This window comes from Actinomadura viridis (assembly GCF_015751755.1).
GTDB lineage: Bacteria > Actinomycetota > Actinomycetes > Streptosporangiales > Streptosporangiaceae > Spirillospora > Spirillospora viridis.
Window position 1 is genome coordinate 4,651,855 of record NZ_JADOUA010000001.1, and the last position, 24,820, is coordinate 4,676,674.

Sequence of the window (24,820 nt, forward strand, 5' to 3'; positions counted from 1 at the left end):
CCGCCGCGCGGGCGAGCGGCCGTCGCTGATTACCATGCCCACGGTGGACGACGACCTCCCCTCCGGCCTCGACCCGGAGCAGTTCAGCGCCCGGATCTTCGGGACCGGGGCGCCGCGCTCGGGCGCCGGGCTGGAGCTGGCGCCGTTCCGCGGCGTCCGCTTCGGACCCCGGGTCGACCCCTCCGCGGTGACCTGCCCCCCGTACGACCTGCTGGACCGTGACCAGGTGGAACGGCTGAAGGCGGGCGAGGGGCACAACATCGTCCGGCTCACGCTGCCCGAGGACTACCGGGAGGCCGCAAGCACCCTGCGCCGCTGGCTGGCCGACGGCACCCTGATCACCGACCCGGCGCCGGCGCTGTACCTCTACGAGACCGGCGGCCGGCGGGGCCTGATCGGCGCCCTGGGGCTGCGGGCCGAGGCCGACAAGGTCGTGCTCCCGCACGAGAACGTCTATCCCGGCCCGGTACGGGACCGGCTGGCCCTGATGACCGAGACCCGGGCCAACCTGGAGCCGATCTTCCTGGTCTACGAGGGCGGCGGCGACACTGCGCGCATCATCGACGCGACCGCGGAGGGCCCGCCGCTGCTGGACTTCCACGCCGACGGCCAGACCCACCGCCTCTGGAGCATCACCGACCCGGCCCTGCACGCCCGGGTCGCCGCGGACCTGGGCCCCCGCCAGGCGCTCATCGCCGACGGCCACCACCGCTACGCCACGTACCGCGCCCTCCAGGCCCGCGCCGCGCCCGGGGACCGCCACGACCGGAACGCCTGGGACTACGGCCTGGCGCTGCTGGTCGACTCCACCCGCCACCCGCCCCACCTGGGCGCCATCCACCGCGTGCTCCCCGGCCTCCCGCCGGACGCCGCGCTGCGCGGCGCCGCCGAGGTGTTCACCACCAACGAGCTGGCCTGGCCGGAGGCCCTGCCCGCCCTGCGGAACGCCCGGGGCCCCGCCTTCCTCCTGGGCGGCGGGGAGGGCCTGCACCTGCTCACCGACCCCAAGGCCGACCTTCTCGAACGCGTCATGCCCGCGGGCCACTCCCCGCGCTGGCGGGCACTCGACACCGCCGTCCTGGACCATCTCCTCATCGGGAGCGTGTGGCGCGTCCCCGAGGACGAGCACAGCGTCGAGGTCGTCCACGACGATCCGCTGGCCGCCGTCGAACGCGCCCGCCGCACCGGCGGCACGGCGGTGATCCTCAACCCGCTCAAGGTCGAGGACGTCCTGGCCGTGGCCGCCGAAGGCGACCGCGTCCCCCGCAAGTCGACCTCGTTCGCCCCCAAGCCCCGAACCGGGCTGGTACTCCGGCTCCTGGACCTCGGCTAGCGGGCCGTACCCTTGCCCAGGGCCGCGGCGACATCCCGGCCCCGGGACCAAGGAAGGGAGCCGGAGCGAGGTGCGCTCGTTGATCGACAAGGTGGCCTGGGTACGGGTGGAGGACGGCAGGATCCTCAGCACGCGGTCGCGCGGCAAGGACACGTACTACCTGCCCGGCGGGAAGCGGGAGGCCGGGGAGAGCGACCTCGAGACCCTGGCCCGCGAGATCAGGGAGGAGCTGGCCGTCGAGATCCTCCTGGAGAGCGCCGCCCGGCTCGGCGTGTGGGAGGCCCGGGCGCACGGCCACGCCGACGGCGTCACCGTCCGGATGACCTGCTACACCGGTGACTACCGCGGGACGCCCGAGGCGAGCGCCGAGATCGAGGAGGTGGCCTGGCTGGGCTACGCCGACCGGGACCGGGTCTCGGCGGTCGACCAGCTGATCTTCGACGATCTCCGGGAATCGGGCCTGCTGCGCTGAGACCGGCCGCCCGGCCGGAAGAGGGCCGGGAACCGTGGATAACCGTCCGGTGCGCGAGAGATGATCGCGGGATGGACACCACGATCACACCGCTCGGCGGTGACGTCTACGAGATCGACACGCGGATGGCGGGGTACTCGGGGATCACGGCCGGATACCTGATCCTGTCCGACCGGCCCTGCCTGGTCGAACCGGGCACCGCCGGTTCCGCGCCGGTCGTCCGGCGGGCGCTGGAGGACCTCGGTGTCGGAGAGAAGGACCTCGCGACCGTCGTCGTCACCCACATCCACCTCGACCACGCGGGCGGGGTGGGCGACATCGCGGAGATGTACCCCGACGCCGAGGTGGTCGTCCACGAGAAGGGGGCGCGGCACCTGGCCTCGCCGGAGCGGCTCATGCGCAGCGCCCGGATGGTGTACGGGGACCGGCTCGACACGCTGTTCGGCGAGCTGAAGCCGACCGGCGCCGACCGCATCCGCGCGGTCGACGACACCGGTGTGATCGATCTGGGCGGCGGCCGCCGGCTGGAGTCGTACCACTCCCCCGGCCACGCCAAGCACCACGTCGGCCTGCTGGACTCCCGCACCGGCGACCTGTACGTGGGCGACGCGGCGGGGGTGTACGTGCCCGAGACCAAGGACGTGCGGCCCGCGACGCCCCCGCCCGACTTCGACCTCGACTCGGCCCTGGACTCGTTGCGCAGATTCCGGGAACTCGGGCCGCAGCGCCTGCTGTTCGCGCACTACGGCCCCGTGACCGAGGTCGAGGAGACCCTGGAACGGTCGGCCGAGGAACTGCGCGTCTGGGTGGACGCCGTCCGGGACGCCCGGGACGAGGGGCTCGACCTCGACCACGCGGTCGCGATGGTCCGGGACCGCACCCGCGAGCGCTACGTGGTGCTGCAGGAGGGCACCGATCCCGAGCTCACCGAGAAGTACGAGCTGCTCAGCAGCGCCGCCTCCAACGTCGCGGGCATCATGCACGCCCTGGACCGGCACGCCTGATGCCGGCCCATCGCGTCAGCCCGTCCCGCCCGCGGCTCCGGTGCCGCTGGTGCCCGGGCGGCGGATCGCATCCGCCGCAGGCGCCGCCGCCCCACCCGGCATGCCGCGCCCGGCGTGACCGCGCGCCGGGCGCGGCCTGCCGCCGGGGCAGGGCGGCGGAGGGCCGCTCCGGGTCCCGGCCCGGCACCGCCGCGTGGTGCCGGGGGGACGGCCACCGGCCGGCGCCGTGGGAGGCCCACACGAGCCGTCCGCGCCGGCACCGTCGGCGTTGGGAACGGTGAACCGGCCTCGGGGAGCCGGGCGGGGCGGAGGCCGCCGTGTCCGCAGGCCGCCGGGATGCCGGGGTGCAGCGTCGCCGGGTCGCCGGGATGCCGAGGCGTTGGAGGCGGCATGCCGAGGCGCCGGGGCGTCAGCGGCGGAACGGCCCGGTGACCTCGTAGGTGACACCGTCCGTACCGCCGATGAAGCCGCTCTGCCCGCGCTGCGAGGAGAAGTAGAGCCGGGTGCCGTCGGGTGAAAACGCCGGGCCGGTGATCTCCGACTCGTCATGGCCCACGACCCGGACGAACGGCGCCACCGTCCCGTCCGGGGTGATGAGGTTGATCTCCATGTCGTCCCCGTCCTCGGCGACGAAGAGATCGCCCGAGGCGGCCCCGGTGATGTTGTCGACCCCCTTCAGCGTGGGCTCGGCCCCCGTGACCAGGTCGTCGTCGTAGGCGAGGTCGAGCCGCTCGGCCGCCGCGTCGTACGCCCACACCCGGTTGTCGCCCTTGGTCGTGAAGTAGCAGACGCCGCCCGCGTAGTAGCAACCCTCCCCGCCGTCGAACCGCATGGCCCCCGCCACCTGGTCACGGGTCGGCGTGATCCAGATCTGGGGATTGGGCACCTTCTCCCAGCGGACCGGGCCGGTGCCGGTGCCCAGCAACACCTCCAGGGTGCCCCGCGACAGGTCGCCCCAGGCGGAGGGCCGGAAACGGTAGAAACAGCCGTCCGACTGGTCCTCGGTGAGGTAGACGACCTTGCGGTCGGGGTCGCACGCGGCCGCCTCGTGCTTGAAGCGCCCCATGGCGGGATGGGAGCGCGCCGATTTCTGGCCGTACGGGTCGGTCTCGTACACGAGCCCGGCGTCGTGCTCCTCGCAGGACAGCCAGGTGTTCCAGGGCGTGGCCCCTCCGGCGCAGTTGAGCGTGGTCCCGTTCAGGGTGCGGTACGCGGAGGTCACGGCGCCGTCGGCACCGAAACGGATGGCCGAGACGCCCCCGACCAGAGGCACCTCGGAGTTGCTGACGTAGATCCAGCCGGCCCCGTCGGGGAAGCAGGCACCGCCGTCCGGGGCGGGATGCCAGGTGTGGCGGGTGCCCGCCACACGCTGCATCGAGCGGGCCACGATCCGGCTGCTGAAGCCCTGGGGGAGCTGGAGGCCGTTGGCGTCGGCCGCCAGCAGAGCCCCGTACGGGCCGGTGCCGGGCTGCGCGGGCCCGGCGAACGCCTGGTGCCACAGCGCGCCCGCGAAGGCGGCCGTGCCACCGGCGACGGCCGTGGCTCTCAGGAACATGCGGCGGTCAAGGGGGGTGGGCATGTCGCTCCTCGCCTGATCGTCCGGGGCCGTGAGGAAGCCGGCCACGCAAGGATGACTCCCTCACCCCCCGAACGGCACGATCATGTGAATATCGGGCGAACCGCGATGCCCGTCAAGCCCCGCGCGAGCCCGGCCGTCACTCCGGTGCCGTGTCCCGCCCCTCCGGTTCACCGGGCGCCTGCGGCTCCAGGAAGACCGCCGGGGCCTCCGGCACCTCCGTGACCGGCGCGTCCTCATCGGAGGGGTCGCCCTGTTCCTCCTGGGACGCCCCGGACGGGGTCTCGGCGGTCGTTCCGGTGGCCGGTTCAGGAACGGCCGGCGCCGCCTTGAACTCGATGGCCGTCGGAGCCGTCACGCCCTCGCCCTCGGTCTCGGCCTCGTCGGCGGCCTCGTTGGCGCCCTCGCCCTCGCCCTCGCCCTCGCCCTCGCTTTCGGCCTCGGCCTCGGCCTCGTCGGCGGGGCCGGCGAGCGGCGCGGAGCCGCTCTGTGCGTCCTCGGGAGCCTCCGGGGCGGGCCTCCCACCGGCAGGCGCCTGGGAGCCGTCCTGGACGCTCTCAGTGGACGCGAGGGGGCCCTCGACCTCCGCAGCCGAGGGGCCGGAGGCTTCGGAAAGGCCGGCGGGTTCAGAAGAGTCGGTGGGCTCAGAAAGGTCGGTGGGCCCGGCGGCGTCCGTACCGCCGGCGGCCTCGCCCTCCTCGGTGTCGAAGATGTGGAGGCCTTCCAGCTCCGCGTAACGCTCGGCCGCGTCGGTCTCACCGTCACGGTCCGCGGCGGCGGCCCGCGCGAACCACTCGACCGCCTCCTCCTGGCGCCCCGCGTCGGCGAGAGCGTCGGCGTAGGCGTAGAAGAGCCGCGCCGACCATGGGCGCAGCCGCCGGTCCCGCAGCTCGGGCACCTGGAGGGCGACCACGGCGGCGTCGTACTGGCCCAGGTCACGGCGTGCGCCGGACTCGACCATGCGCAGCTCTACGCGACCCGCCTGGTCGAGCTTCTTGGCCTCCGGCGACTTCACGAGGTCCAGGGCGCGCTCGGGACGGCCCAGGCCGCGTTCGCAGTCGGCCATGACGGGCAGGTAGGCGTCCTCGGTCGTGCTCAGGCGACGCGCGGCGCGCAGCTCGGCGAGGGCCTCCGCCCACTCTCCCGCGTGGTAGGCGGCGAGCCCCGCCGCCTCACGCACGAGTCCGACCCGCGAGGCCAGCCTCCGCGCGGCCTTGGCGTGCCGGTACGCGGTCTCGGGCTCGTCCTCGGCGAGCCGTCCGGCCATCACCAGATGCCGCGAGACCCGTCCGGCCAGGTCCTTGGGAAGGGTGCGCAGCTCGGCGCGCGCATCGGCGTCGAGTTCCTCGCCGGTGACGTCATCGGGCAGCAGGGGATCGTCGTGCTTGGGGGTCTCGCGCTCGTGGGCCCTGGCCGCACCCTGGTCACGGCCTCCGGAACGGTCGCGGGGCGGCCCGTAGGACCGGCCGCCCGCGTCCTGGCGAGGCCGCCCGGGTCCGCGTCCCTGGGACCGCCTGTCACGGTCGCCCGGACGTCCGCGGCCGTCACGGCCTCCCTCGAAGCGGCGGCCGCCGCCCTCACGGCGTCCCTGGCCGCGCTCACCGCGCTCGCCGGCTCCCGCACGATCGTCGCGGCGCGGGCGCGGGCGGTCGTCCCGCGCGCCCCAGCCCTCACGGCGGGGCCCGTCGTCACGGCGCGGACGATCGTCACGACCCGGCCGATCGTCACGGCGGAACCGGTCATCCCGCGCGACCCGGTCATCACGGCGCGGACGGTCGTCACGCCGCGGGCGCTCCTCGCGGCGGAACCTGTCGTCCCGGGGAGAACGCTCGTCACGGCGCGGACGCTCCTCGCGACCTGCCCGCTCGTCACGGCGCGGACGATCGTCACGACCCGGCCGATCGTCACGGCGGAACCTGTCGTCCCGAGGGGGACGACCACGGTCGTCACGCCTGGGACCGCCTTCGCGCCCCTTGGGCCCGCCAGCCCTTCCTTCCTGTGGACGCGAGAACCGACGCTCGCCCTGGCCGCCGGACGCCGGACGCGGGCCCCGCGGTCCGCCGGAGCGAGCCTCACCGCGCTCTCCCCCGCCGGAGCCGGGCCCGCCCGGCCCGCGACGATCATCGGAACGCTTGAACGGACGTTCCGGCCGCCGGTCGTCCCGCTTCCCCTGGCGGTCTTTCCAACCGCCTGCGGAACCGGGCCGGCCGGCACCGAACGAGCGACCGCGCGGCGCGCCGCCGCCCTGAGGCCGACCGCCGCCGCCGGAGTTCTCCGAACGACCACGGTTCCCCTGAGAGCCACGGTCACCGGAACCACCGCCCTTGCGGTACCCCGAACCACCGGGACCGCTGCGGGCGCCGCCCCCGCGACGAGGAGGCGTACCCCGCCCCCCGTCCTTACCGCGCCGCTCGCGGTTGTCGTCGCTGCGGCCGTCCTCTTCCGCGCTCATCACGTCCGTCACTGTTCTTGGTGTTCTGTGGACCTGCTTCCACCCATTTTGACAGGTCCAACATACGCGTCGAGGGCCGCCCCGCTAAAACGGGGCGGCCCTCGATCGGAAAATGAGTCCGGCGGCGTCCTACTCTCCCACACAGTCTCCCATGCAGTACCATCGGCGCTGAAGGGCTTAACTACCGGGTTCGGGATGGGACCGGGTGTTTCCCCTTCGCCATAACCACCGAACGAACCACGCACACCCCCACAAACCAGGGGCGGCAAACTCGTCCAGGCCGTCAGGCCAATTCACTTATCAAAAACAGGATTCCCGTTTGCTTTCCGGGAACCGCACAGGGACGCGAACACTCACGCTGTAATATGTGTCAAGCCACTCGGCCTATTAGTACCGGTCAACTCCACACCTTACGATGCTTCCATCTCCGGCCTATCAACCCAGTCGTCTACTGGGAGCCTTACCCCACCAAGGTGGGAGGGAGAACTCATCTCGAGGAAGGCTTCCCGCTTAGATGCTTTCAGCGGTTATCCCGACCGAACGTAGCCAACCAGCCGTGCCCCTGGCGGGACAACTGGCACACCAGAGGTCCGTCCGTCCCGGTCCTCTCGTACTAGGGACAGACCCTCTCAATTCTCCTACGCGCGCAGCGGATAGGGACCGAACTGTCTCGCGACGTTCTAAACCCAGCTCGCGTGCCGCTTTAATGGGCGAACAGCCCAACCCTTGGGACCTACTCCAGCCCCAGGATGCGACGAGCCGACATCGAGGTGCCAAACCATCCCGTCGATATGGACTCTTGGGGAAGATCAGCCTGTTATCCCCGGGGTACCTTTTAGCCGTTGAGCGACACCGCTTCCACACGCCGGTGCCGGATCACTAGGCCCTGCTTTCGCACCTGCTCGACATGTCTGTCTCACAGTCAAGCTCCCTTGTGCCCTTGCACTCACCACCTGATTGCCAACCAGGCTGAGGGAACCTTTGGGCGCCTCCGTTACCCTTTAGGAGGCAACCGCCCCAGTTAAACTACCCACCAGGCACTGTCCCCCACCCGGATCCACGGGTGCGGGTTAGACGCTCAAAACGACCAGAGTGGTATTTCACCAACGACTCCACCGACACTGGCGTGCCAGCTTCACAGTCTCCCACCTATCCTACACAAGACGCTCCAAACGCCAATGCCAAGCTATAGTGAAGGTCCCGGGGTCTTTCCGTCCTGCTGCGCGAAACGAGCATCTTTACTCGTACTGCAATTTCACCGGGCCTGTGGTTGAGACAGCGGGGAAGTCGTTACGCCATTCGTGCAGGTCGGAACTTACCCGACAAGGAATTTCGCTACCTTAGGATGGTTATAGTTACCACCGCCGTTTACCGGCGCTTAGATTCTCAGCTTCGACCCCGAAGGATCTAACCGGTCCTCTTAACGTTCCGGCACCGGGCAGGCGTCAGTCCGTATACAGCGTCTTACGACTTCGCACGGACCTGTGTTTTTAGTAAACAGTCGCTTCCCCCTGGCCTCTGCGACCACACCCAGCTCCCACCGCAAGGGCGTTCACCAGACATGGTCCCCCTTCTCCCAAAGTTACGGGGGCAATTTGCCGAGTTCCTTAACCACAGTTCACCCGATCGCCTTGGTATTCTCTACCTGACCACCTGAGTCGGTTTAGGGTACGGGCCGCCGGTACACTCACTAGAGGCTTTTCTCGGCAGCATGGGATCACTCACTTCACCTAAAACGGCTCGGCATCACATCTCACCCTTACAAGTGCCACGGATTTACCTATGACACGGGCTACATGCTTACCCCAGGACAACCATCGCCTGGGCTGAGCTACCCTCCTGCGTCACCCCATCGCTCACCTACTACCCCCTCGGGCCCCATGCTCCCCAGACCAAGACCCCCGAAGGGATCAAGGACGGATCGGATGGTTAGCATCAGAGGATTCAGCGTTGGCGCATACCAGCGGGTACGGGAATATCAACCCGTTGTCCATCGACTACGCCTGTCGGCCTCGCCTTAGGTCCCGACTTACCCTGGGCGGATTAGCCTGCCCCAGGAACCCTTGGTCATCCGGCGGAAGAGTTTCTCACTCTTCATTCGCTACTCATGCCTGCATTCTCACTCCCACAGCCTCCACCACTCGATCACTCGGCGGCTTCACCGGCTGCAGGACGCTCCCCTACCCATCCCAGCACAAAGACTGAAATGCCACGGCTTCGGCGGTGTGCTTGAGCCCCGCTACATTGTCGGCGCGGAATCACTTGACCAGTGAGCTATTACGCACTCTTTCAAGGATGGCTGCTTCTAAGCCAACCTCCTGGTTGTCACGGCAACTCCACATCCTTTACCACTTAGCACACGCTTAGGGGCCTTAACCGATGATCTGGGCTGTTTCCCTCTCGACTACGAAGCTTATCCCCCGCAGTCTCACTGCCACGCTCTCACTTACCGGCATTCGGAGTTTGGCTGACGTCAGTAACCTTGTCGGGCCCATCGGCCATCCAGTAGCTCTACCTCCGGCAAGAAACACGCAACGCTGCACCTAAATGCATTTCGGGGAGAACCAGCTATCACGGAGTTTGATTGGCCTTTCACCCCTAACCACAGGTCATCCCCCAGGTTTTCAACCCTGGTGGGTTCGGGCCTCCACACCGTCTTACCGGCGCTTCACCCTGCCCATGGCTAGATCACCCCGCTTCGGGTCTACAGCATGCGACTCAAACGCCCTATTCAGACTCGCTTTCGCTACGGCTACCCGCCACCGGTTAACCTCGCCACACACCATAACTCGCAGGCTCATTCTTCAAAAGGCACGCCATCACGAACGACACCCCCAAAAGGATGCCGAGGACGCTCTGACGGCTTGTAGGCACACGGTTTCAGGTACTCTTTCACGACCCCTCACCGGGGCACTTTTCACCATTCCCTCACGGTACTGATCCGCTATCGGTCACCAGGAAGTATTCAGCCTTACCACGTGGTCGTGGCAGATTCACACGGGATTTCACGGGCCCCGTGCTACTCGGGAAAACATCCAAGAGGCACCACGATTTCGTCTACCGGACTCTCACCGTCTACGGTCGGCCTTCCCATGCCATTCGACTACCGCGATACTTTGTAACTCTCCGCCAGGCTGGTAGACCCGACAAGATGCTCCCACAACCCCGCACACGCAACCCCTACCAGGTATCACACGCGCACGGTTTAGGCTCCTCCGCTTTCGCTCACCACTACTCACGGAATCACTATTGTTTTCTCTTCCTGCGGGTACTGAGATGTTTCACTTCCCCGCGTTCCCACCAACCGCCCTATACATTCAGACGGCGGCGACACCCCATGACGGGTGCCAGGTTTCCCCATTCGGAAATCCCCGGATCAAAGTCTGGTTGCCGACTCCCCGAGGCATATCGCAGGCTCCCACGTCCTTCATCGGCTCCTGATGCCAAGGCATCCACCGTGTGCCCTTAAAAACTTGAACACACAAAACGATCATACAAATCGCAACAGAGACAAAACCCCGAACCCGAAGATCCGAAGTCTCGTCAGAGATGCTCGCGTCCACTGTGCAGTTCTCAAAAAACAACCGGGACCACCAAGCCGGCCACACCACACAGGCGCACCGCACTCAGCCCCGCCAACCCAGAAGAAACAACCCAGCCCCCTCACCACACGATGCGAACACCGTGTACTTCAGGGGCCGAAGGGTCCGTTCCCTCAGGACCCAACAGCGTGTCCACCACCACCATGACCCGAACCCAGACTTCCCACTCCCCGAAGGGCGGTACCAACCGGGCCGCATCACAGCGGCAATGAATAACCAGTGCTCCACATCTATGAGCAGCCACCTGACAGACATTCGCTGCCAACAGCGGCCACCGACCGCACCTGGACGAACCAGGACACGGCCAGTTGAATGCTCCTTAGAAAGGAGGTGATCCAGCCGCACCTTCCGGTACGGCTACCTTGTTACGACTTCGTCCCAATCGCCGGCCCCACCTTCGACCGCTCCCCCCACAAGTGGTTGGGCCACGGGCTTCGGGTGTTGCCGACTTTCGTGACGTGACGGGCGGTGTGTACAAGGCCCGGGAACGTATTCACCGCAGCGTTGCTGATCTGCGATTACTAGCGACTCCGACTTCACGAAGTCGAGTTGCAGACTTCGATCCGAACTGAGACCGGCTTTAAGGGATTCGCTCCACCTCACGGTATCGCAGCCCTCTGTACCGGCCATTGTAGCATGTTTGCAGCCCAAGACATAAGGGGCATGATGACTTGACGTCATCCCCACCTTCCTCCGAGTTGACCCCGGCGGTCTCCCATGAGTCCCCACCCGAAGTGCTGGCAACATGGAACGAGGGTTGCGCTCGTTGCGGGACTTAACCCAACATCTCACGACACGAGCTGACGACAGCCATGCACCACCTGTCACCGGCCCAAAAAGGACCCCACATCTCTGCAGGTTTTCCGGCAATGTCAAGCCTTGGTAAGGTTCTTCGCGTTGCGTCGAATTAAGCAACATGCTCCGCCGCTTGTGCGGGCCCCCGTCAATTCCTTTGAGTTTTAGCCTTGCGGCCGTACTCCCCAGGCGGGGCGCTTAATGCGTTAGCTACGGCGCGGAATCCGTGGAAGGACCCCACACCTAGCGCCCAACGTTTACGGCGTGGACTACCAGGGTATCTAATCCTGTTCGCTCCCCACGCTTTCGCTCCTCAGCGTCAGTACAGGCCCAGAGCACCGCCTTCGCCACCGGTGTTCCTCCCGATATCTGCGCATTTCACCGCTACACCGGGAATTCCATGCTCCCCTACCTGCCTCTAGTCTGCCCGTATCCACCGCAGACCCACAGTTAAGCCGTGGGCTTTCACGACGGACGCAACAAACCGCCTACGAGCTCTTTACGCCCAATAATTCCGGACAACGCTTGCGCCCTACGTATTACCGCGGCTGCTGGCACGTAGTTAGCCGGCGCTTCTTCTGCACCTACCGTCACGTTAGCTTCGTCGGTGCTGAAAGAGGTTTACAACCCGAAGGCCGTCATCCCTCACGCGGCGTCGCTGCGTCAGGCTTTCGCCCATTGCGCAAGATTCCCCACTGCTGCCTCCCGTAGGAGTCTGGGCCGTGTCTCAGTCCCAGTGTGACCGGTCGCCCTCTCAGGCCGGTTACCCGTCGTCGCCTTGGTAGGCCATCACCCCACCAACAAGCTGATAGGCCGCGAGCCCATCCCCAACCGAAAAACTTTCCACCACCAGCCCATGCGGACGGTGGTCATATCCGGTATTAGACCCGGTTTCCCAGGCTTATCCCAGAGTCAGGGGCAGGTTGCTCACGTGTTACTCACCCGTTCGCCGCTCGAGTACCCCCGAAGGGGCCTTTCCGCTCGACTTGCATGTGTTAAGCACGCCGCCAGCGTTCGTCCTGAGCCAGGATCAAACTCTCCATTAAGGTCCAACGACGACCCGCAGGGGGCGAACCCCACGAACCGCCAAACCTCAGGAAAAACAATCCCAGCAAACACGCGACCCCCGAAGAGGCCACGCGTATTGCCTCAAAGAAATCCCCGACCACAACCCAGAAGGTCATGGCCACGGGGCGGCCCGGCTACCGCCGGACCGATAAAGGCACTGGCTTTTAACACGCTGTTGAGTTCTCAAGAAACGGACACCCACCGTAACCGTCTCCGCTCACGCGGACCCGATCTCGGGGCAACCCTTCAAGCCTATCCGATTCGACCGTTTTGTCAAAATTCGACCGATTCGGTGTCCCCGGCAAGCCCGATGGACGCGAACGAGTCGCGTCGCCGAACTCTGGAGGGATCCCCTCGGGCCGGCCGCCTCTCGGCGTCCCGCTCCCCTTGGGGCAGGTAGAACATTAGGTCCGCCCCGCGACAGCGTCAAATCAACGCCGACGCTCCCTGTACGCCCAGGTGAGGGGCCTGTTTTGGGTCTCCGACCATGCCCGTTACCCGGGCCTCGTAACACGACTGTGACATGATCTACCCAATCTTTCCCTGCCCAAACGCCGGGCCGCCGGTCCGGCCTCTCCGGTTACGTCCGGAGCGTCCGGTTCGGCGACCTGGGGACCGGATCCTCGCCACCGGCTCAGAGGGCAGGTGGGACCACCTCACGCGTCGGGGGCAGGACCGAGCAGGCCCTGCCCCCGACGCGTACACGGTGGGTGGTGTCAGCCGCCGGCGACCTCGATTCCTCCGACGTTGCGCTTGCCGCGCCGGAGGACCAGGAAGCGTCCGTGCAGCAGGTCCTCGGAGGTGGGTACCGCGTCCTCCGACTCGACCTTCGCGTTGTTGAGGTAGGCGCCGCCCTGAGCGATCGCCCGCCGGGCCTCCGACTTGCTCTTGCAGAGGCCCGAGGCGGCCAGCAGGTCCACCACGGGCGGCAGCGCGCCCGGCGGCACCTCCGCGCGGGGCACCTCCGCCAGGGCCGAGCGGAGGGTCCGCTCGTCCAGTTCCTCCAGCGCCCCCTGCCCGAACAGGGCCCGGGAGGCGTTGATCACCCTCTCGGTCTCGTCGGCACCGTGGACGAGGGTGGTCACCTCCTCGGCGAGGGCGCGCTGCGGGATCCGCGCGGCGGGACGTTCGGCGCCCTGCTTGATCAGGTCCTCGATCTCCTCGCGGGACCGGAAGCTGAAGACCTTCAGGAACCCCTCCACGTCCCGGTCGTCGGCGTTGAACCAGAACTGGTAGAAGGCGTACGGGGAGGTCAGCTCGGGGTCGAGCCAGTAGGTCTCGCCGCCCGCCGTCTTGCCGAACTTGCTGCCGTCGGCCTTGGTGAGCAGGGGCGTGGTGAGGGCGTGCGCGGAGGCCCCCTCCACCCGCCTGATGAGGTCGACGCCCGCGGTGAGGTTGCCCCACTGGTCGCTGCCACCGGTCTGGAGGACGCAGCCGTGGCGCCGGTACAGCTCCAGGAAGTCCATCGACTGCATGAGCACGTAGCTGAACTCGGTGTAGCTCATGCCCGCAGTCTCCAGGCGGCTCTTGACCGTCTCGCGGGCGAGCATCCGGTTCACCGGGAAGTGCTTGCCGATGTCGCGCAGGAACTCGACGACCGTCATCGAACCGGTCCAGTCGAGGTTGCTGACCATGGTGGCGGCGTTGGGGACGTCACCGAAGTCGAGGAACCGCGAGACCTGCCCGCGGATCCGCTCCACCCAGCCGGCCACGGTCTCCTCGGAGTTCAGCGCCCGCTCGGCGCTCTTGCCGCTGGGGTCGCCGATCAGGCCGGTGGCGCCGCCGACCAGGCCGATGGGACGGTGCCCGGCCTGCTGGAACCGCCGCAGCATGAGGATCTGGATCAGGTTGCCCAGGTGCAGCGAGGGCGCCGTCGGGTCGAACCCGCAATAGAGGGTGACCGGTCCCGCGGCGAGCAGCGCCCGCAGTTCGCCCAGATCGGTGGACTGCGCGATCAGATCGCGCCACGCGAGATCCTCGAGGATGTCGGTCACGTTCTCCCTCGTCTCAATGTTGCAGGTGGTATGCCCACCCCAGGGTGCCCGATGGAACGCCGTTCAAGGTAACGGTATTCACCGGCCGTGGGTGAAGTAGCGGGCCGGGACGAAGATCTCGTGTCCCGAGGCGAACCGCGCCCGGACGCCGCCCGGCTCCCAGCGGACCACCGTGAGGATCGGCCGTCCGGAGCCGGTGAACCCCACCGTCACATAGTGCCCGTAGGACATGCCCGCGTCACGGCCCGCGTACAGCAGGTACTCATGGTGGCGGCCGAGGAGCCGGCTTCGCGTGCGGACGATCCCGGCGTAGTGCACGGCTTCGTCCTCGTACTTCACCGATTCCGGCTGCGTCTGCAGGTCGAAGGTCTCGTGCCGGACGAGCCACAGGTCGAGCAGGGCCCCTGCGAGCAGGGCCAGGACGATGACCAGTCCGCTGAGCCACAGCACGATCCGTCTGCCGACGTTGGGCCGGCCTTCCGTCTGTTGACGCACGTCCCGGCCCTACGCCTCGGTCCGCTTCCGCTTGCGCGGGACGTGGGCGCGGTACGGGGAGACCGTGGGGTCGCCCTCGATCCAGAAACGCCAGGGCGTCTGCTTGCCCCCGTTCACCCCCGTGCGAGGGCCCGACCTGATCAGGGCGGGGTCGGCCGGCTCCCCCGCCAGGATCCGCAGCGATCCCTCCGGGGAGCAGACGTCCAGCCCGTTCTGGTCGCGTCCGATGTCCAGGGTCATGCACAGCCGGGCCGGGCCCCGGGCCATGTCCCGCTCGGTCGAGCGGGCCCTGCGCCGCCGGGCCGTCTCGTGGCCGGCGACCACCTGGCCCGCGCGGAGCAGGACGGCCGAGGCCGTGCCCTCCTCGGCGCAGACCAGGTTGACGCAGAAGTGCATGCCGTAGGTGAAGTACACGTAGGCGTGGCCGGGCGGTCCGAACATCACGGCCGTGCGCGGGGTGAGCCCGCGGTAGGCATGCGAGGCGGGGTCGCTCGTGCCCGCGTACGCCTCGACCTCGGTGAGCCGCACCGCGACGTCACCGTGGACGAGGACGTGCCCGAGCAGTTCGGGGGCGACCACCTCGGCCGGCCGGTCGAAGAACTTCCGGGGCAGGAGCTCGGACGGGAGGGGGGGCCCGGGCAAGGTCGCGCCTCCTTCAGCGACCGGCGCCGTCGGACCCCGCGGCCCAGGCGGCATGGTCGTTGACCAGGGCGCGCAGCTCCCGCATCTGCTCGCGGACGCGGTCGGGCGCGGTGCCTCCGTGGGCCTTGCGGGAGGCCAGGGCGCCCTGGACGTTGAGGACCTCGCGGACGTCGGGGGTCAGGTGCGGGGAGACCTTGAGCAGCTCGTCGTCGGTCAGGTCGTCGAAGTCCTTGTCGTTGACCTGGCACCAGACCACCAGGTGGCCGACGACCTCGTGGGCGTCACGGAAGGCGACCCCGCGCCGCACCAGCAGCTCGGCGAGGTCGGTGGCCAGCGCGAAGCCGTCGGGGGCGGAGGTCTCCAGCCGCTCGGTGTTGACCCGCATGGTCGCGATCAGGCCGGACATGGCGGGCAGCACCAGCAGCAGCGTCTCGACCGCGTCGAAGGCGCCCTCCTTGTCCTCCTGCAGGTCGCGGTTGTAGGTCAGCGGCAGGCCCTTGAGGGTGGTGAGGAGGCCGACCAGATGGCCGATCAGGCGCCCGGCCTTGCCGCGGGCCAGCTCGGCGACGTCGGGGTTCTTCTTCTGAGGCATGATCGACGACCCGGTGGCGTAGGTGTCGTCCATCTCGATCCAGCGGAACTCCTGCGACGCCCACAGGCAGATCTCCTCGCCCAGCCGGGACAGGTGGACCCCGGTCAGGGCGGCGGCGAAGAGGAACTCGGCGACGAAGTCGCGGTCGGCGACGGCGTCCATGGAGTTGGGGGCCGCCGAGTCGAAGCCCAGCTCGGCCGCGGTGGCCTGGGGGTCGAGCGGCAGCGACGAGCCCGCCAGGGCGCCCGAGCCCAGCGGCGAGACGGCGGCGCGGCGGTCCCAGTCGCGGAGCCGGTCGATGTCGCGGGTGAGCGGCTGGACGTGGGCCAGCAGCTGGTGGGAGAACAGCACGGGCTGGGCGTGCTGCAGGTGGGTCATGCCGGGCGCGGCGACGCCCAGGTTGTGGTCGGCCTGCGCGATCAGGGCCGTCTCCAGCTCGACCAGCCGGCTGACGATCTGCCGGACGTGGTCGCGCAGGTAGAGCCGCAGGTCGGTGGCGACCTGGTCGTTGCGGCTGCGGCCGGCGCGCAGCTTGCCGCCCAGGGCCCCGAGCCGTTCGAGCAGCCCGCGCTCCAGGGCCGTGTGCACGTCCTCGTCGGCGACGGTGGGCCGGAACTCGCCGGACCGGCACGCCTCCTCGAGGTCGTCGAGGGCACCGAGCATCCGCGTCAGCTCGTCGTCGGTGAGCAGCCCCGCCCGGTTGAGGACGCGGGCGTGCGCGCGCGAGCCCATCAGGTCGTACGGGGCGAGCCGCCAGTCGAACTGCACGCTCACCGAGAGCCGCGCGAGCGCGTCCGACGGACCGCCTTCGAACCGGCCGCCCCACAGTCGCGTCGGTGCCTTGGTCACGGAAATCCTCTTCTTCCCACCGCTAGGGGGTTGTTCTCATCAGTTCCGGTAAACCGGGCATGGCCCGGCACATCCCGTCCCGTCACGGCCTGACGCCGGAAGGCGCGAGGATGTGCCCACCACCGTACTGCCATCGGCACGTCCTGCTTCACCATCCCGTACGGCTCCGGAGGACGCCGGACGGCCCGCAGGTCGTCTCGGGTCGGGCGTCCCGGCCGCGGTCCCGCTCGTAACTGTAGAGCGAGGCCCCCGCGCGCCGGACGGTGACCACCGCGGTGCCGCCGCCCTGCGCCGGACACCGGCTCTAGGGGTCCGGGCGGATCACGATCGCCCGCAGTGCGTTCCGCAGCCCCTCGGCGGCCTGCGGGCTGAGCGGCGCGAGGAACTCACGCTCGGCGTCAGCGCTCGCCTTGAGCGCCAGCCGGAGGGCGTCCTTTCCGGCGTCGGTCAGCTCGACCACGTTGCGGCGCCGGTCGTCCGCGTGCGGGTGACGTGACACCAGGCCTTTGCCTTCGAGCGCGTCCAGCAGGGCGACCATCGTCGTGCGGTCGATGCCCAGCCTCTGCGCGGCCTGCTGCTGGGACGCCGGCTCGAGGTCGGCGAGCGCGAGCAGCACCCCCAGCTCCCGTCCCTCGATGCCGTACGGCGTCAACGCCTTCGTGGTCAGCTCGGCCATCCGAAGGTGCGCGTGCTTGAGCAGGTAGACCAGATTACTGCTCAACCCGGGGCCAGGCCCGTCGGTACTGGACATCGCCCCATTCTATCTCTAGCCTGATTGTCAGTAGTACTGACAATCAGCATAACGACAGAATGAGGACGGCAATGATCCTGGTCACCGGAGGTCTGGGCTTCATCGGCTCCCACACCGTGCGGGCGCTGCTCGATTTCGGCGAGAGCTGCGTGCTGGTGCAGCGCCGGGCCGGCGAGGCGCCGGCCGACCTCGCCGGCGGACAGGTGGTGATCGAGCAGGCCGACATCACCGATCTGAGCACGTTGCTCGACGTCGGCGCGCGCCACGAGATCACCGGCATCGTGCATCTGGCGTACTCCATGCCCTGGCCGCCCGCCGCCGAGCAGCCGGTCGAGCAGACGCGCAAGGCCCTGGGCGGCCTGCTCAACGTCATGCAGGCCGCCCAGGACTGGGGCGTGCGCCGGGTGGGCGTCGCGAGCACGATCGGCGTCTACTCCGGCGTCACCGCCGAGGGCCCGCTCAGGGAGGACATGCCACTGCCGCTGACCGCTCCCCACGTGATCCCGACCTTCAAGAAGATCGGTGAGATGCTCAACGACCACCTGGCCGGCGTCACCGGCATCGAAGTCGTCAACCACCGCATCTCCGGCACCTGGGGCCCGCGCGACCCCCACGGCGCGATGTTCTTCGCCGCGCCCGAACTCGTCCATGCCGCCGTCAACGGAACCGAGCCGGACCTCTCCACGCTCTTCGGGCCGGCGTACGCCGAAGACTCGATCGACCTGTGCTACGTGAAGGACACCGCCCGGGCCATCGCGCTCCTCCAGCTCGCGGACCGGCTCGACCACCGCACCTACAACGTCGGGGCCGGCCGCGCGACGACCAACGCCGAGATCATCGCCGCGATCAAGCGGGTGGTCCCCGACGCCCGGATCGAGCTGCCCACCGGCGGGACCGGCCGGCAGGACCACCTCGACATCACCCGGCTCCAGCAGGACACCGGCTACAAGCCCGAGTACGACACCGAACGCTCGGTCGCCGACTACATCGCCTGGCTGCGTGCGGGCAACGAGTACTGAGCGTTGCTCCGGGCGCGGCCATGCGTGGCGGAGCCAGGAACCCCGGCACCGCGCGAGCGCGCTACCTGCCCGGTGGGACGATGCCGGAGGCGAACCTCACCGGGCAGGTAGCGAAGCAATGCCGCGCTCGCCGAGGCCCGGTCAGGGGCGAGCCGCCAGGCGAGCGCCGTGGGCCGGGACTACGAAAACGGAGCCTAGTTCCGCCGTTCGCGGCCGGCGGCCAGCCTCAGCAGGGCCTGGGCCAGTTCCTCTCCCCCGTCGGGGCTGCGGGCGATGACCAGGATCGAGTCGTCGCCGGCGACCGTGCCGAGCACGGTGGGCCAGTCGGCGTGGTCGATGGCCGAGGCCAGGTACTGCGCGGCCCCGGACGGGGTGCGCACCACGACCAGGTTCGCCGACGCCTCGGCCGACACCAGCAGTTCGGCGGCCAGCCGGCCGAGCCGCCCGGTGAACGACTCGGCGCCGCCACCGGCGCCGGTGTGGGCCCGCCGGATCCGCTCGCCGCCCTCGCCGGGCACCGCGTAGATCAGGCTGCCGTCCTCGGCCCGCAGCCGGACCGCGCCGATCTCGACCAGGTCCCGCGACAGCGTCGCCTGGGTGACCTCCACGCCGTCATCGGCCAGCAGCCGGGCCAGTTCGGCCTGCGAATGCACCGGATGCCGGTTCAGCAGGTCGACGACCTTGGCCAGGCGGGCGGTCTTGGTCATGGGAGTGCTCACGGCGCGCTCCCCTCCGGCCCGCTCTCGGCGCCCGGCTCCGAACGCTGCAGCAGCCAGGTCAGCAGCGCCTTCTGGGCGTGCAGCCGGTTCTCCGCCTCGTTCCAGACCGCGCTGCGCGGGCCGTCCAGGACCGCGGCGGAGATCTCCTTGCCGCGGTAGGCGGGCAGGCAGTGCAGCACGATCGCCTCGCCGTCGGCCCGGGACAGCAGCGCCTCGTCGACCGCGTACGGCTCGTACAGCGAGGTGTCCTTGCCCTCCTGGCCCATCGACACCCAGGTGTCGGTGGCCAGGACGTCCGCGCCGGCCGCGGCCCGCGCGGCGTCGGAGGTGACGGTCACCGATCCCCCGGTGGACGCCGCGATCTCCTCCGCGCGCGCCACGATCGCGGGTTCGGGCGGCAGCGCGGCGGGGGCGCCGATCCGGACGTGCATGCCGGCGGTGGCGCAGCCCAGCAGGTAGGAGTGGGCCATGTTGTTGGCGCCGTCGCCGAAATAGGCCAGCGTGAGGCCCTTGAGACCGCCCTTGGCCTCGGCCACGGTCTGGAGGTCGGCCAGGATCTGGCACGGGTGGAACAGGTCGGTGAGCGCGTTGACGACCGGGACGGACGTGCCCGCGGCCATCTCCTCGATCCGTTCCTGGGCCGAGGTGCGCCACACGATCGCGCCGACCTGCCGTTCCAGCACCCGGGCGGTGTCGGCGATGCTCTCGCCGCGGCCGAGCTGGCTGGTGCCGGCGTCCAGGACCAGGGCGTGGCCGCCCAGCTCGGCGATCCCGACCGCGAAGGAGATCCGGGTGCGGGTGGAGGGCTTGTCGAACAGGACGGCGACCGTCCGGGGCCCCTCCAGCGGCCGGTATCCGAACCGGTCGCGTTTCATGACGGCGGCCAGTTCCAGTACCTCGGCCTGCTCGGCCGGGGTGAGGTCGTCGTCCCGGAGGAAGTGCCGGACCATCGGTCAGTTCTCCTTCTCGGCCGCCGTGTCGAGGATCGCCGGGAGGGCGTCCACGAAGGACCGCGCCTGCTCGTGGGTGAGGATGAGGGGCGGGGCGAGCCGGACCGCCGCCGGCTGGAGGGCGTTGACCAGGAACCCGGCGTCCCGCGCGGCGGCCTCCACCGCGGGGGCCCGGTCGGCGGCCAGCACCAGTGCCCGCCACAGGCCCCGCCCGCGGACGCCCGCCAGCAGCGGGTGCGCGATGGCGCCGATCCCTTCGCCGAGCCGCTCCCCCACCGCCGTGACGTGGCCGAGCAGGCCCTCCCTCTCGATGGTGGCGATCACCGCCAGGGCCGCGGCGGCGCCCACCGGGTTGCCGCCGAACGTGCTGCCGTGGTCGCCCTTGGCGAACAGGGCGGCGTGCGGGCCGAAGGCGACGCACGCCCCGATGGGCAGCCCCCCGCCCAGCCCCTTGGCCAGGGTGAGGATGTCGGGCGTGGCGGCGGCGAGCTCGTGCCGGAACGCGAACCAGGTGCCGCTGCGGCCGATCGCAGACTGGATCTCGTCGGCGACCAGCAGCGCGCCGGTGGCGTCGCAGATCTCCCGCGCGGCGGTGAGGTAGCCGGGCGGCGGCGGGACGACCCCGGCCTCGCCCTGGGTGGGCTCCAGGAACACCGCCGCGCAGTCCTCGGTCACGGCCGCCCTGAGCGCGTCCGCGTCACCGTAGGGGACGAACCGGACGTCCAGCGCGTACGGGCCGAAGGGGTCGCGGATGGCCGCCTTGCCGGTCAGGGACAGCGCCCCCAGGGTCCGGCCGTGGAAGCCGTTCTCGGCCGCGACGAAGTAGCCGCGGCCGGCCGCCTTGCCGTACTTGATGGCGAGCTTGAGGGCGGCCTCGTTGGCCTCGGTGCCGCTGTTGGAGAGGAAGACCCTGCCGTCGGCCCCCAGCAGCTCCAGCAGCTTCTCCGCCAGCAGGACCTCGGGCTCGTGCAGGAAGAGGTTGGACGTGTGCGCCAGCCCGGCGGTCTGCGCCGAGACGGCCTCGACCAGGGCCGGATGCCCGTGCCCCAGGCTGCTGACCGCGATGCCGGCGATGAGGTCGAGGTAGACGTTGCCGTCGACGTCCCACACCAGGCTGCCCTCGCCGCGCGCGAGCGCCAGCGGCGGCACCCCGTAGTTGGGCATGAACGCCGCCTCGTACCGCTTCCTGAGGTCGTCGTTCGCCACGCCGTTCCGCCCGCTCATGCCACGTCCTCTCCCGCCGCCCGGCCGTCGCCGGTGCCCGCGGCACCGCCCGCGCCGGGGTCCATGCCCGGAACGCTGGGCATGACCATCGTCCCGATGCCCTCGTCGGTGAAGATCTCCAGCAGGATCGAGTGCGGCACCCGCCCGTCCAGGACGTGCGCCTGCGGCACCCCTCCGCGCACCGCCTGCAGGCACGCCTCCATCTTGGGCACCATGCCCGAGGACAGCTCGGGCAGCAGCGCGGCCAGCTCGTCGGTGGTGAGGCTGTCGATCACGTCGTCGCTGTCGGGCCAGTCCGCGTACAGCCCCTCCACGTCGGTGAGCACGACCAGCTTGGTCGCGTCCAGCGCGACGGCCAGCGCCGCCGCGGCGGTGTCGGCGTTGACGTTGTAGACCTCGCCGTCGTCGCCGCGGGCCACGCTGGAGATCACCGGGATGCGGCCGTCGTCCAGCAGCGCCCGCACCGCCCCGACCTGGACCTCGACGATCTCGCCGACCTGGCCGATGTCGACCGGCTCGCCGTCCACCACGGCGCTCTTGCGCTCGGCGGTGAACAGGTTGGCGTCCTCGCCCGACATGCCGACCGCGAACGCGCCGTGCCGGTTGACCAGCCCGACCACCTCCCGGTTGACCTGGCCGACCAGGACCATCCGGACGACCTCCATGGCCTCGGGCGTGGTCACCCGCAGCCCGGCCGTGAAGCTGGACTCGATCCCGGCCCGCTCCAGGGCCGCGTTGATCTGCGGGCCGCCACCGTGCACGATCACCGGCCGCAGTCCCGCGTACCGCAGGAACACCACGTCCTCGGCGAACGAGGCGCGCAGTGCCTCGTCGCTCATCGCGTGCCCGCCGTACTTGATCACCACGGTGGTGCCGTGGAAGCGCGACAGCCAGGGCAGCGCCTGGATCAGGGTCCCGGCCTTCTCCATGACCCCGGCGCGGTTCTTGCGCATCCGGGCGCCCGAGGTGAGCCCGCTCATGTGCTGTAGGCCGAGTTCTCGTGGACGTAGTCGGCCGTGAGGTCGGTCGTCCAGACGGTCGCGCTGTGCGGGCCCGCGGACAGGTCCACGGTGATCGTCACGTCGCGGGGGCGCATGTCGACCTTGTCGCGGTCGTCGCCGACGGACCCGTTCCGGCAGACCCAGACGCCGTTGATCGCCACGTTGAGGTGGTCGGGCTCGAAGACCGCGTCGGTGGTGCCGACCGCCGACAGCACCCGGCCCCAGTTGGGGTCCTCACCGTGGACGGCGCATTTGAGCAGGTTGTTGCGGGCGATGGAGCGGCCGACGGTGACCGCGTCGTCCACGCTGCCGGCCCCGACGACCTCGATGGTGATGGCCTTGCTCGCGCCCTCGGCGTCCACCAGCATCTGCCGGGTGAGGTCGGCGGCGACCTCGGTGAGCAGGGCGGTGAAGGCCTCCTCGTCCGGGGTGTGCCCGGAGGCGCCGGAGGCCATCAGCAGCACGGTGTCGTTGGTGGACATGCAGCCGTCGGCGTCCAGCCGGTCCAGCGTCACGCCGGTGGCGGCGCGCAGCGCGCGGTCCAGCGCGGCGGCGTCCAGGTCGGCGTCGGTGGTGATCACGCACAGCATGGTGGCCAGCGAGGGGGCCAGCATGCCCGCGCCCTTGGCCATCCCGCCGATCATGTAGCCGCCCTCGCCCTGCCGGAAGGCGATCTTGGCGACGGTGTCGGTGGTGCGGATCGCGTCGGCGGCGGCCAGCCCGCCGTCGCCGCGCGACAGCTCGGCGCCGGCGGTCTCGACCCCGGGCAGCAGCCTGTCCATGGGAAGCCGCTCGCCGATGAGGCCGGTGGAGCAGACCGCGATCTCGCCCGCCGAGTCCGCCAGGATCTCGGCGACCTTCTCGGCGGTGGCGTGGGTGTCCTGGAAGCCGTCCGATCCGGTGCAGGCGTTGGCGCCGCCGGAGTTGAGCACCACCGCGCGCAGGCGGCCGCCCTTGACGACCTGCTCGGTCCACAGGACCGGGGCCGCCTTCACGCGGTTGCGGGTGAAGACGCCGGCCGCGGCGCGGGACGGCCCGTCGTTGACGACCAGGGCCAGGTCGCGGGTTCCGCTGTCCTTGAGTCCGGCGACGACGCCGGCGGCGCGGAAGCCCCGGGGGGCGGTGACGCTCAAGGGGACACTCCGATCGTGGTGAGGCCGAGCTCTTCGGGCAGGCCGAGGGCGAGGTTGGCGCTCTGCACCGCGCCGCCCCCGGTGCCCTTGGTGAGGTTGTCGATGGCGACGACCACGACGGCGCGCCCGGCGCGCTCGTCATGGGCGACCTGGACCAGGGCGGTGTTGGCGCCCAGGGTCATGGAGGTGGCAGGCCACTGCCCCTCGGGCAGCAGCCCGACGAACGGCTCACCGTCGTAGGCCAGCCCGTAGGCGTCGCGCAGGGTCTCCGCGGTGACGCCGGGCCGCGTCCGGGCGGTGCAGGTGGCGAGGATGCCCCGGCTCATCGGTGCCAGCGTGGGGGTGAAGGAGACGGTGACCGGCTCGCCCGCCACCCCGCTGAGGTTCTGGATCATCTCCGGGGTGTGCCGGTGCACGCCGCCCACCCCGTACGCGGCGACCGAGCCCATCACCTCGCTGCCCAGCAGGTGCGGCTTGAGGGCGCGGCCCGCGCCGGAGGTGCCGGAGGCGGCGACGACGACCACGTCCGGCTCCACCAGCCCGGCCAGGAACGCGGGGTACAGCGCCAGCGTGACCGCGGTCGGGTAGCAGCCGGGGACGGCGATCCGCGTGGCCCCGGCCAGCGCCTCGCGCTGCCCGGGCAGCTCCGGGAGGCCGTACGGCCAGGTCCCGGCGTGCGGCGAGCCGTAGAACTCGGTCCAGTCGGCGGCGTCGGCCAGGCGGAAGTCGGCGCCGCAGTCGACCACCAGGACGTCCCTTCCGAGCCGCTCGGCCAGCGGCCCCGACCGCCCGTGCGGCAGTGCCAGGAACACCACGTCGTGCCCGGCCAGCTCCTCGGGCGTGGTCTCCGCCAGCACCCGGTCGGCCAGGAGGCGCAGGTGCGGCTGGTGGGCGCCCATGAGGGTGCCCGCGCTGGATCCCGCGGTGAGCGTGCCGATCTCGAACTCGGGGTGGCCGGCGAGGATGCGCAGCACCTCTCCGCCCGCGTACCCGCTGGCGCCGGCGACCGCCGCCTTGATGCCCATGGTCTGAGTGTCCCTCCCCGAAGCGATTAGCAAGATTATGCATCACGGTGGATGGATATCCAAACAGGTGGGCCCGGACGTCTCGGCATGCGGACAGGGATCCGAACGCAGAGTATTTCGTCAC

General features: G+C 69.8%; 17 protein-coding genes and 3 rRNA genes. 4 read left to right on the forward strand and 16 right to left on the reverse strand.

The window, feature by feature from the left end:
- Nucleotides 1–34 precede the first annotated feature (34 nt).
- The 3 genes from IW256_RS21535 (at nt 35) to IW256_RS21545 (ending at nt 2,809) form a co-directional block, all read left to right on the forward strand.
- The gene (locus tag IW256_RS21535) at nt 35–1,333 is read left to right on the forward strand and encodes a DUF1015 family protein (protein ID WP_197016456.1); all 1,299 of its coding nucleotides are present in this window, start codon (nt 35–37) and stop codon (nt 1,331–1,333) included.
- Between the two features lie 70 nt (nt 1,334–1,403).
- Nucleotides 1,404–1,805, forward strand: a complete 402-nt coding sequence (locus tag IW256_RS21540; protein ID WP_197012701.1) for an NUDIX hydrolase — start codon at nt 1,404–1,406, stop codon at nt 1,803–1,805.
- 71 nt (nt 1,806–1,876) lie between these two features.
- On the forward strand, nt 1,877–2,809 hold the full coding sequence (locus IW256_RS21545; RefSeq protein WP_197012702.1) for an MBL fold metallo-hydrolase: 933 nt from the start codon (nt 1,877–1,879) through the stop codon (nt 2,807–2,809).
- A gap of 409 nt (nt 2,810–3,218) precedes the next feature.
- On the opposite strand, the gene IW256_RS21550 is transcribed toward IW256_RS21545, so the two are convergent.
- The 10 genes from IW256_RS21550 to IW256_RS21595 form a co-directional block, all read right to left on the reverse strand.
- On the reverse strand, nt 3,219–4,388 hold the full coding sequence (locus tag IW256_RS21550; RefSeq protein WP_197012703.1) for an alkaline phosphatase PhoX: 1,170 nt from the start codon (nt 4,386–4,388) through the stop codon (nt 3,219–3,221).
- A 136-nt stretch (nt 4,389–4,524) separates the two neighbouring features.
- Entirely contained in the window at nt 4,525–5,652 is a 1,128-nt protein-coding gene (locus tag IW256_RS21555; RefSeq protein ID WP_231403877.1) for a hypothetical protein, read from the reverse strand.
- A gap of 1,301 nt (nt 5,653–6,953) precedes the next feature.
- Nucleotides 6,954–7,070, reverse strand: a 5S ribosomal RNA gene (gene rrf, locus IW256_RS21560).
- Between the two features lie 132 nt (nt 7,071–7,202).
- Nucleotides 7,203–10,316, reverse strand: a 23S ribosomal RNA gene (locus IW256_RS21565).
- A gap of 446 nt (nt 10,317–10,762) precedes the next feature.
- Nucleotides 10,763–12,280: ribosomal RNA gene (locus IW256_RS21570) — 16S ribosomal RNA — on the reverse strand.
- The 16S, 23S and 5S rRNA genes sit together here, the layout of an rRNA operon.
- A gap of 738 nt (nt 12,281–13,018) precedes the next feature.
- A complete protein-coding gene (gene tyrS, locus IW256_RS21575) occupies nt 13,019–14,296 on the reverse strand; it encodes a tyrosine--tRNA ligase (protein WP_197012704.1) in 1,278 nt (425 codons plus the stop codon).
- 78 nt (nt 14,297–14,374) lie between these two features.
- Complete coding sequence (locus tag IW256_RS21580) at nt 14,375–14,791, reverse strand: hypothetical protein (protein ID WP_197012705.1); 417 nt, start codon at nt 14,789–14,791, stop codon at nt 14,375–14,377.
- Nucleotides 14,792–14,800: 9 nt separating this feature from the next.
- On the reverse strand, nt 14,801–15,433 hold the full coding sequence (locus IW256_RS21585; protein ID WP_231403878.1) for a DNA-3-methyladenine glycosylase: 633 nt from the start codon (nt 15,431–15,433) through the stop codon (nt 14,801–14,803).
- Nucleotides 15,434–15,446: 13 nt separating this feature from the next.
- Nucleotides 15,447–16,874 (reverse strand): argininosuccinate lyase, encoded by a 1,428-nt coding sequence (gene argH / locus IW256_RS21590; protein WP_197012707.1) that lies wholly within the window; start codon nt 16,872–16,874, stop codon nt 15,447–15,449.
- A 304-nt stretch (nt 16,875–17,178) separates the two neighbouring features.
- Entirely contained in the window at nt 17,179–17,625 is a 447-nt protein-coding gene (locus IW256_RS21595) for a MarR family winged helix-turn-helix transcriptional regulator (protein WP_197012708.1), read from the reverse strand.
- A gap of 71 nt (nt 17,626–17,696) precedes the next feature.
- On the opposite strand from IW256_RS21595, the gene IW256_RS21600 reads away from it, so the two are divergent.
- On the forward strand, nt 17,697–18,644 hold the full coding sequence (locus IW256_RS21600; protein ID WP_197012709.1) for an NAD-dependent epimerase/dehydratase family protein: 948 nt from the start codon (nt 17,697–17,699) through the stop codon (nt 18,642–18,644).
- 194 nt (nt 18,645–18,838) lie between these two features.
- Here the strand turns inward: IW256_RS21600 and IW256_RS21605 are convergent, their stop codons facing one another.
- The 6 genes from IW256_RS21605 to argC are packed head-to-tail and all read right to left on the reverse strand — an operon-like array spanning nt 18,839 to nt 24,696.
- The gene (locus IW256_RS21605) at nt 18,839–19,351 is read right to left on the reverse strand and encodes an arginine repressor (RefSeq protein WP_197016458.1); all 513 of its coding nucleotides are present in this window, start codon (nt 19,349–19,351) and stop codon (nt 18,839–18,841) included.
- Nucleotides 19,352–19,359: 8 nt separating this feature from the next.
- Complete coding sequence (gene argF, locus IW256_RS21610) at nt 19,360–20,313, reverse strand: ornithine carbamoyltransferase (RefSeq protein WP_197012710.1); 954 nt, start codon at nt 20,311–20,313, stop codon at nt 19,360–19,362.
- 3 nt (nt 20,314–20,316) lie between these two features.
- Nucleotides 20,317–21,537 (reverse strand): acetylornithine transaminase, encoded by a 1,221-nt coding sequence (locus IW256_RS21615; RefSeq protein WP_197012711.1) that lies wholly within the window; start codon nt 21,535–21,537, stop codon nt 20,317–20,319.
- Nucleotides 21,534–22,490, reverse strand: a complete 957-nt coding sequence (argB, locus tag IW256_RS21620; protein WP_197016459.1) for an acetylglutamate kinase — start codon at nt 22,488–22,490, stop codon at nt 21,534–21,536. Before argB ends, IW256_RS21615 begins: the two co-directional genes overlap by 4 nt.
- Nucleotides 22,491–22,513: 23 nt before the next feature.
- On the reverse strand, nt 22,514–23,671 hold the full coding sequence (gene argJ / locus IW256_RS21625) for a bifunctional glutamate N-acetyltransferase/amino-acid acetyltransferase ArgJ (RefSeq protein ID WP_197012712.1): 1,158 nt from the start codon (nt 23,669–23,671) through the stop codon (nt 22,514–22,516).
- Nucleotides 23,668–24,696: an N-acetyl-gamma-glutamyl-phosphate reductase gene (gene argC, locus IW256_RS21630; RefSeq protein ID WP_197012713.1), complete on the reverse strand. Its 1,029-nt coding sequence runs from the start codon at nt 24,694–24,696 to the stop codon at nt 23,668–23,670. The genes argJ and argC overlap by 4 nt, the downstream gene beginning before the upstream one ends.
- Between the last annotated feature and the right edge of the window lie 124 nt (nt 24,697–24,820).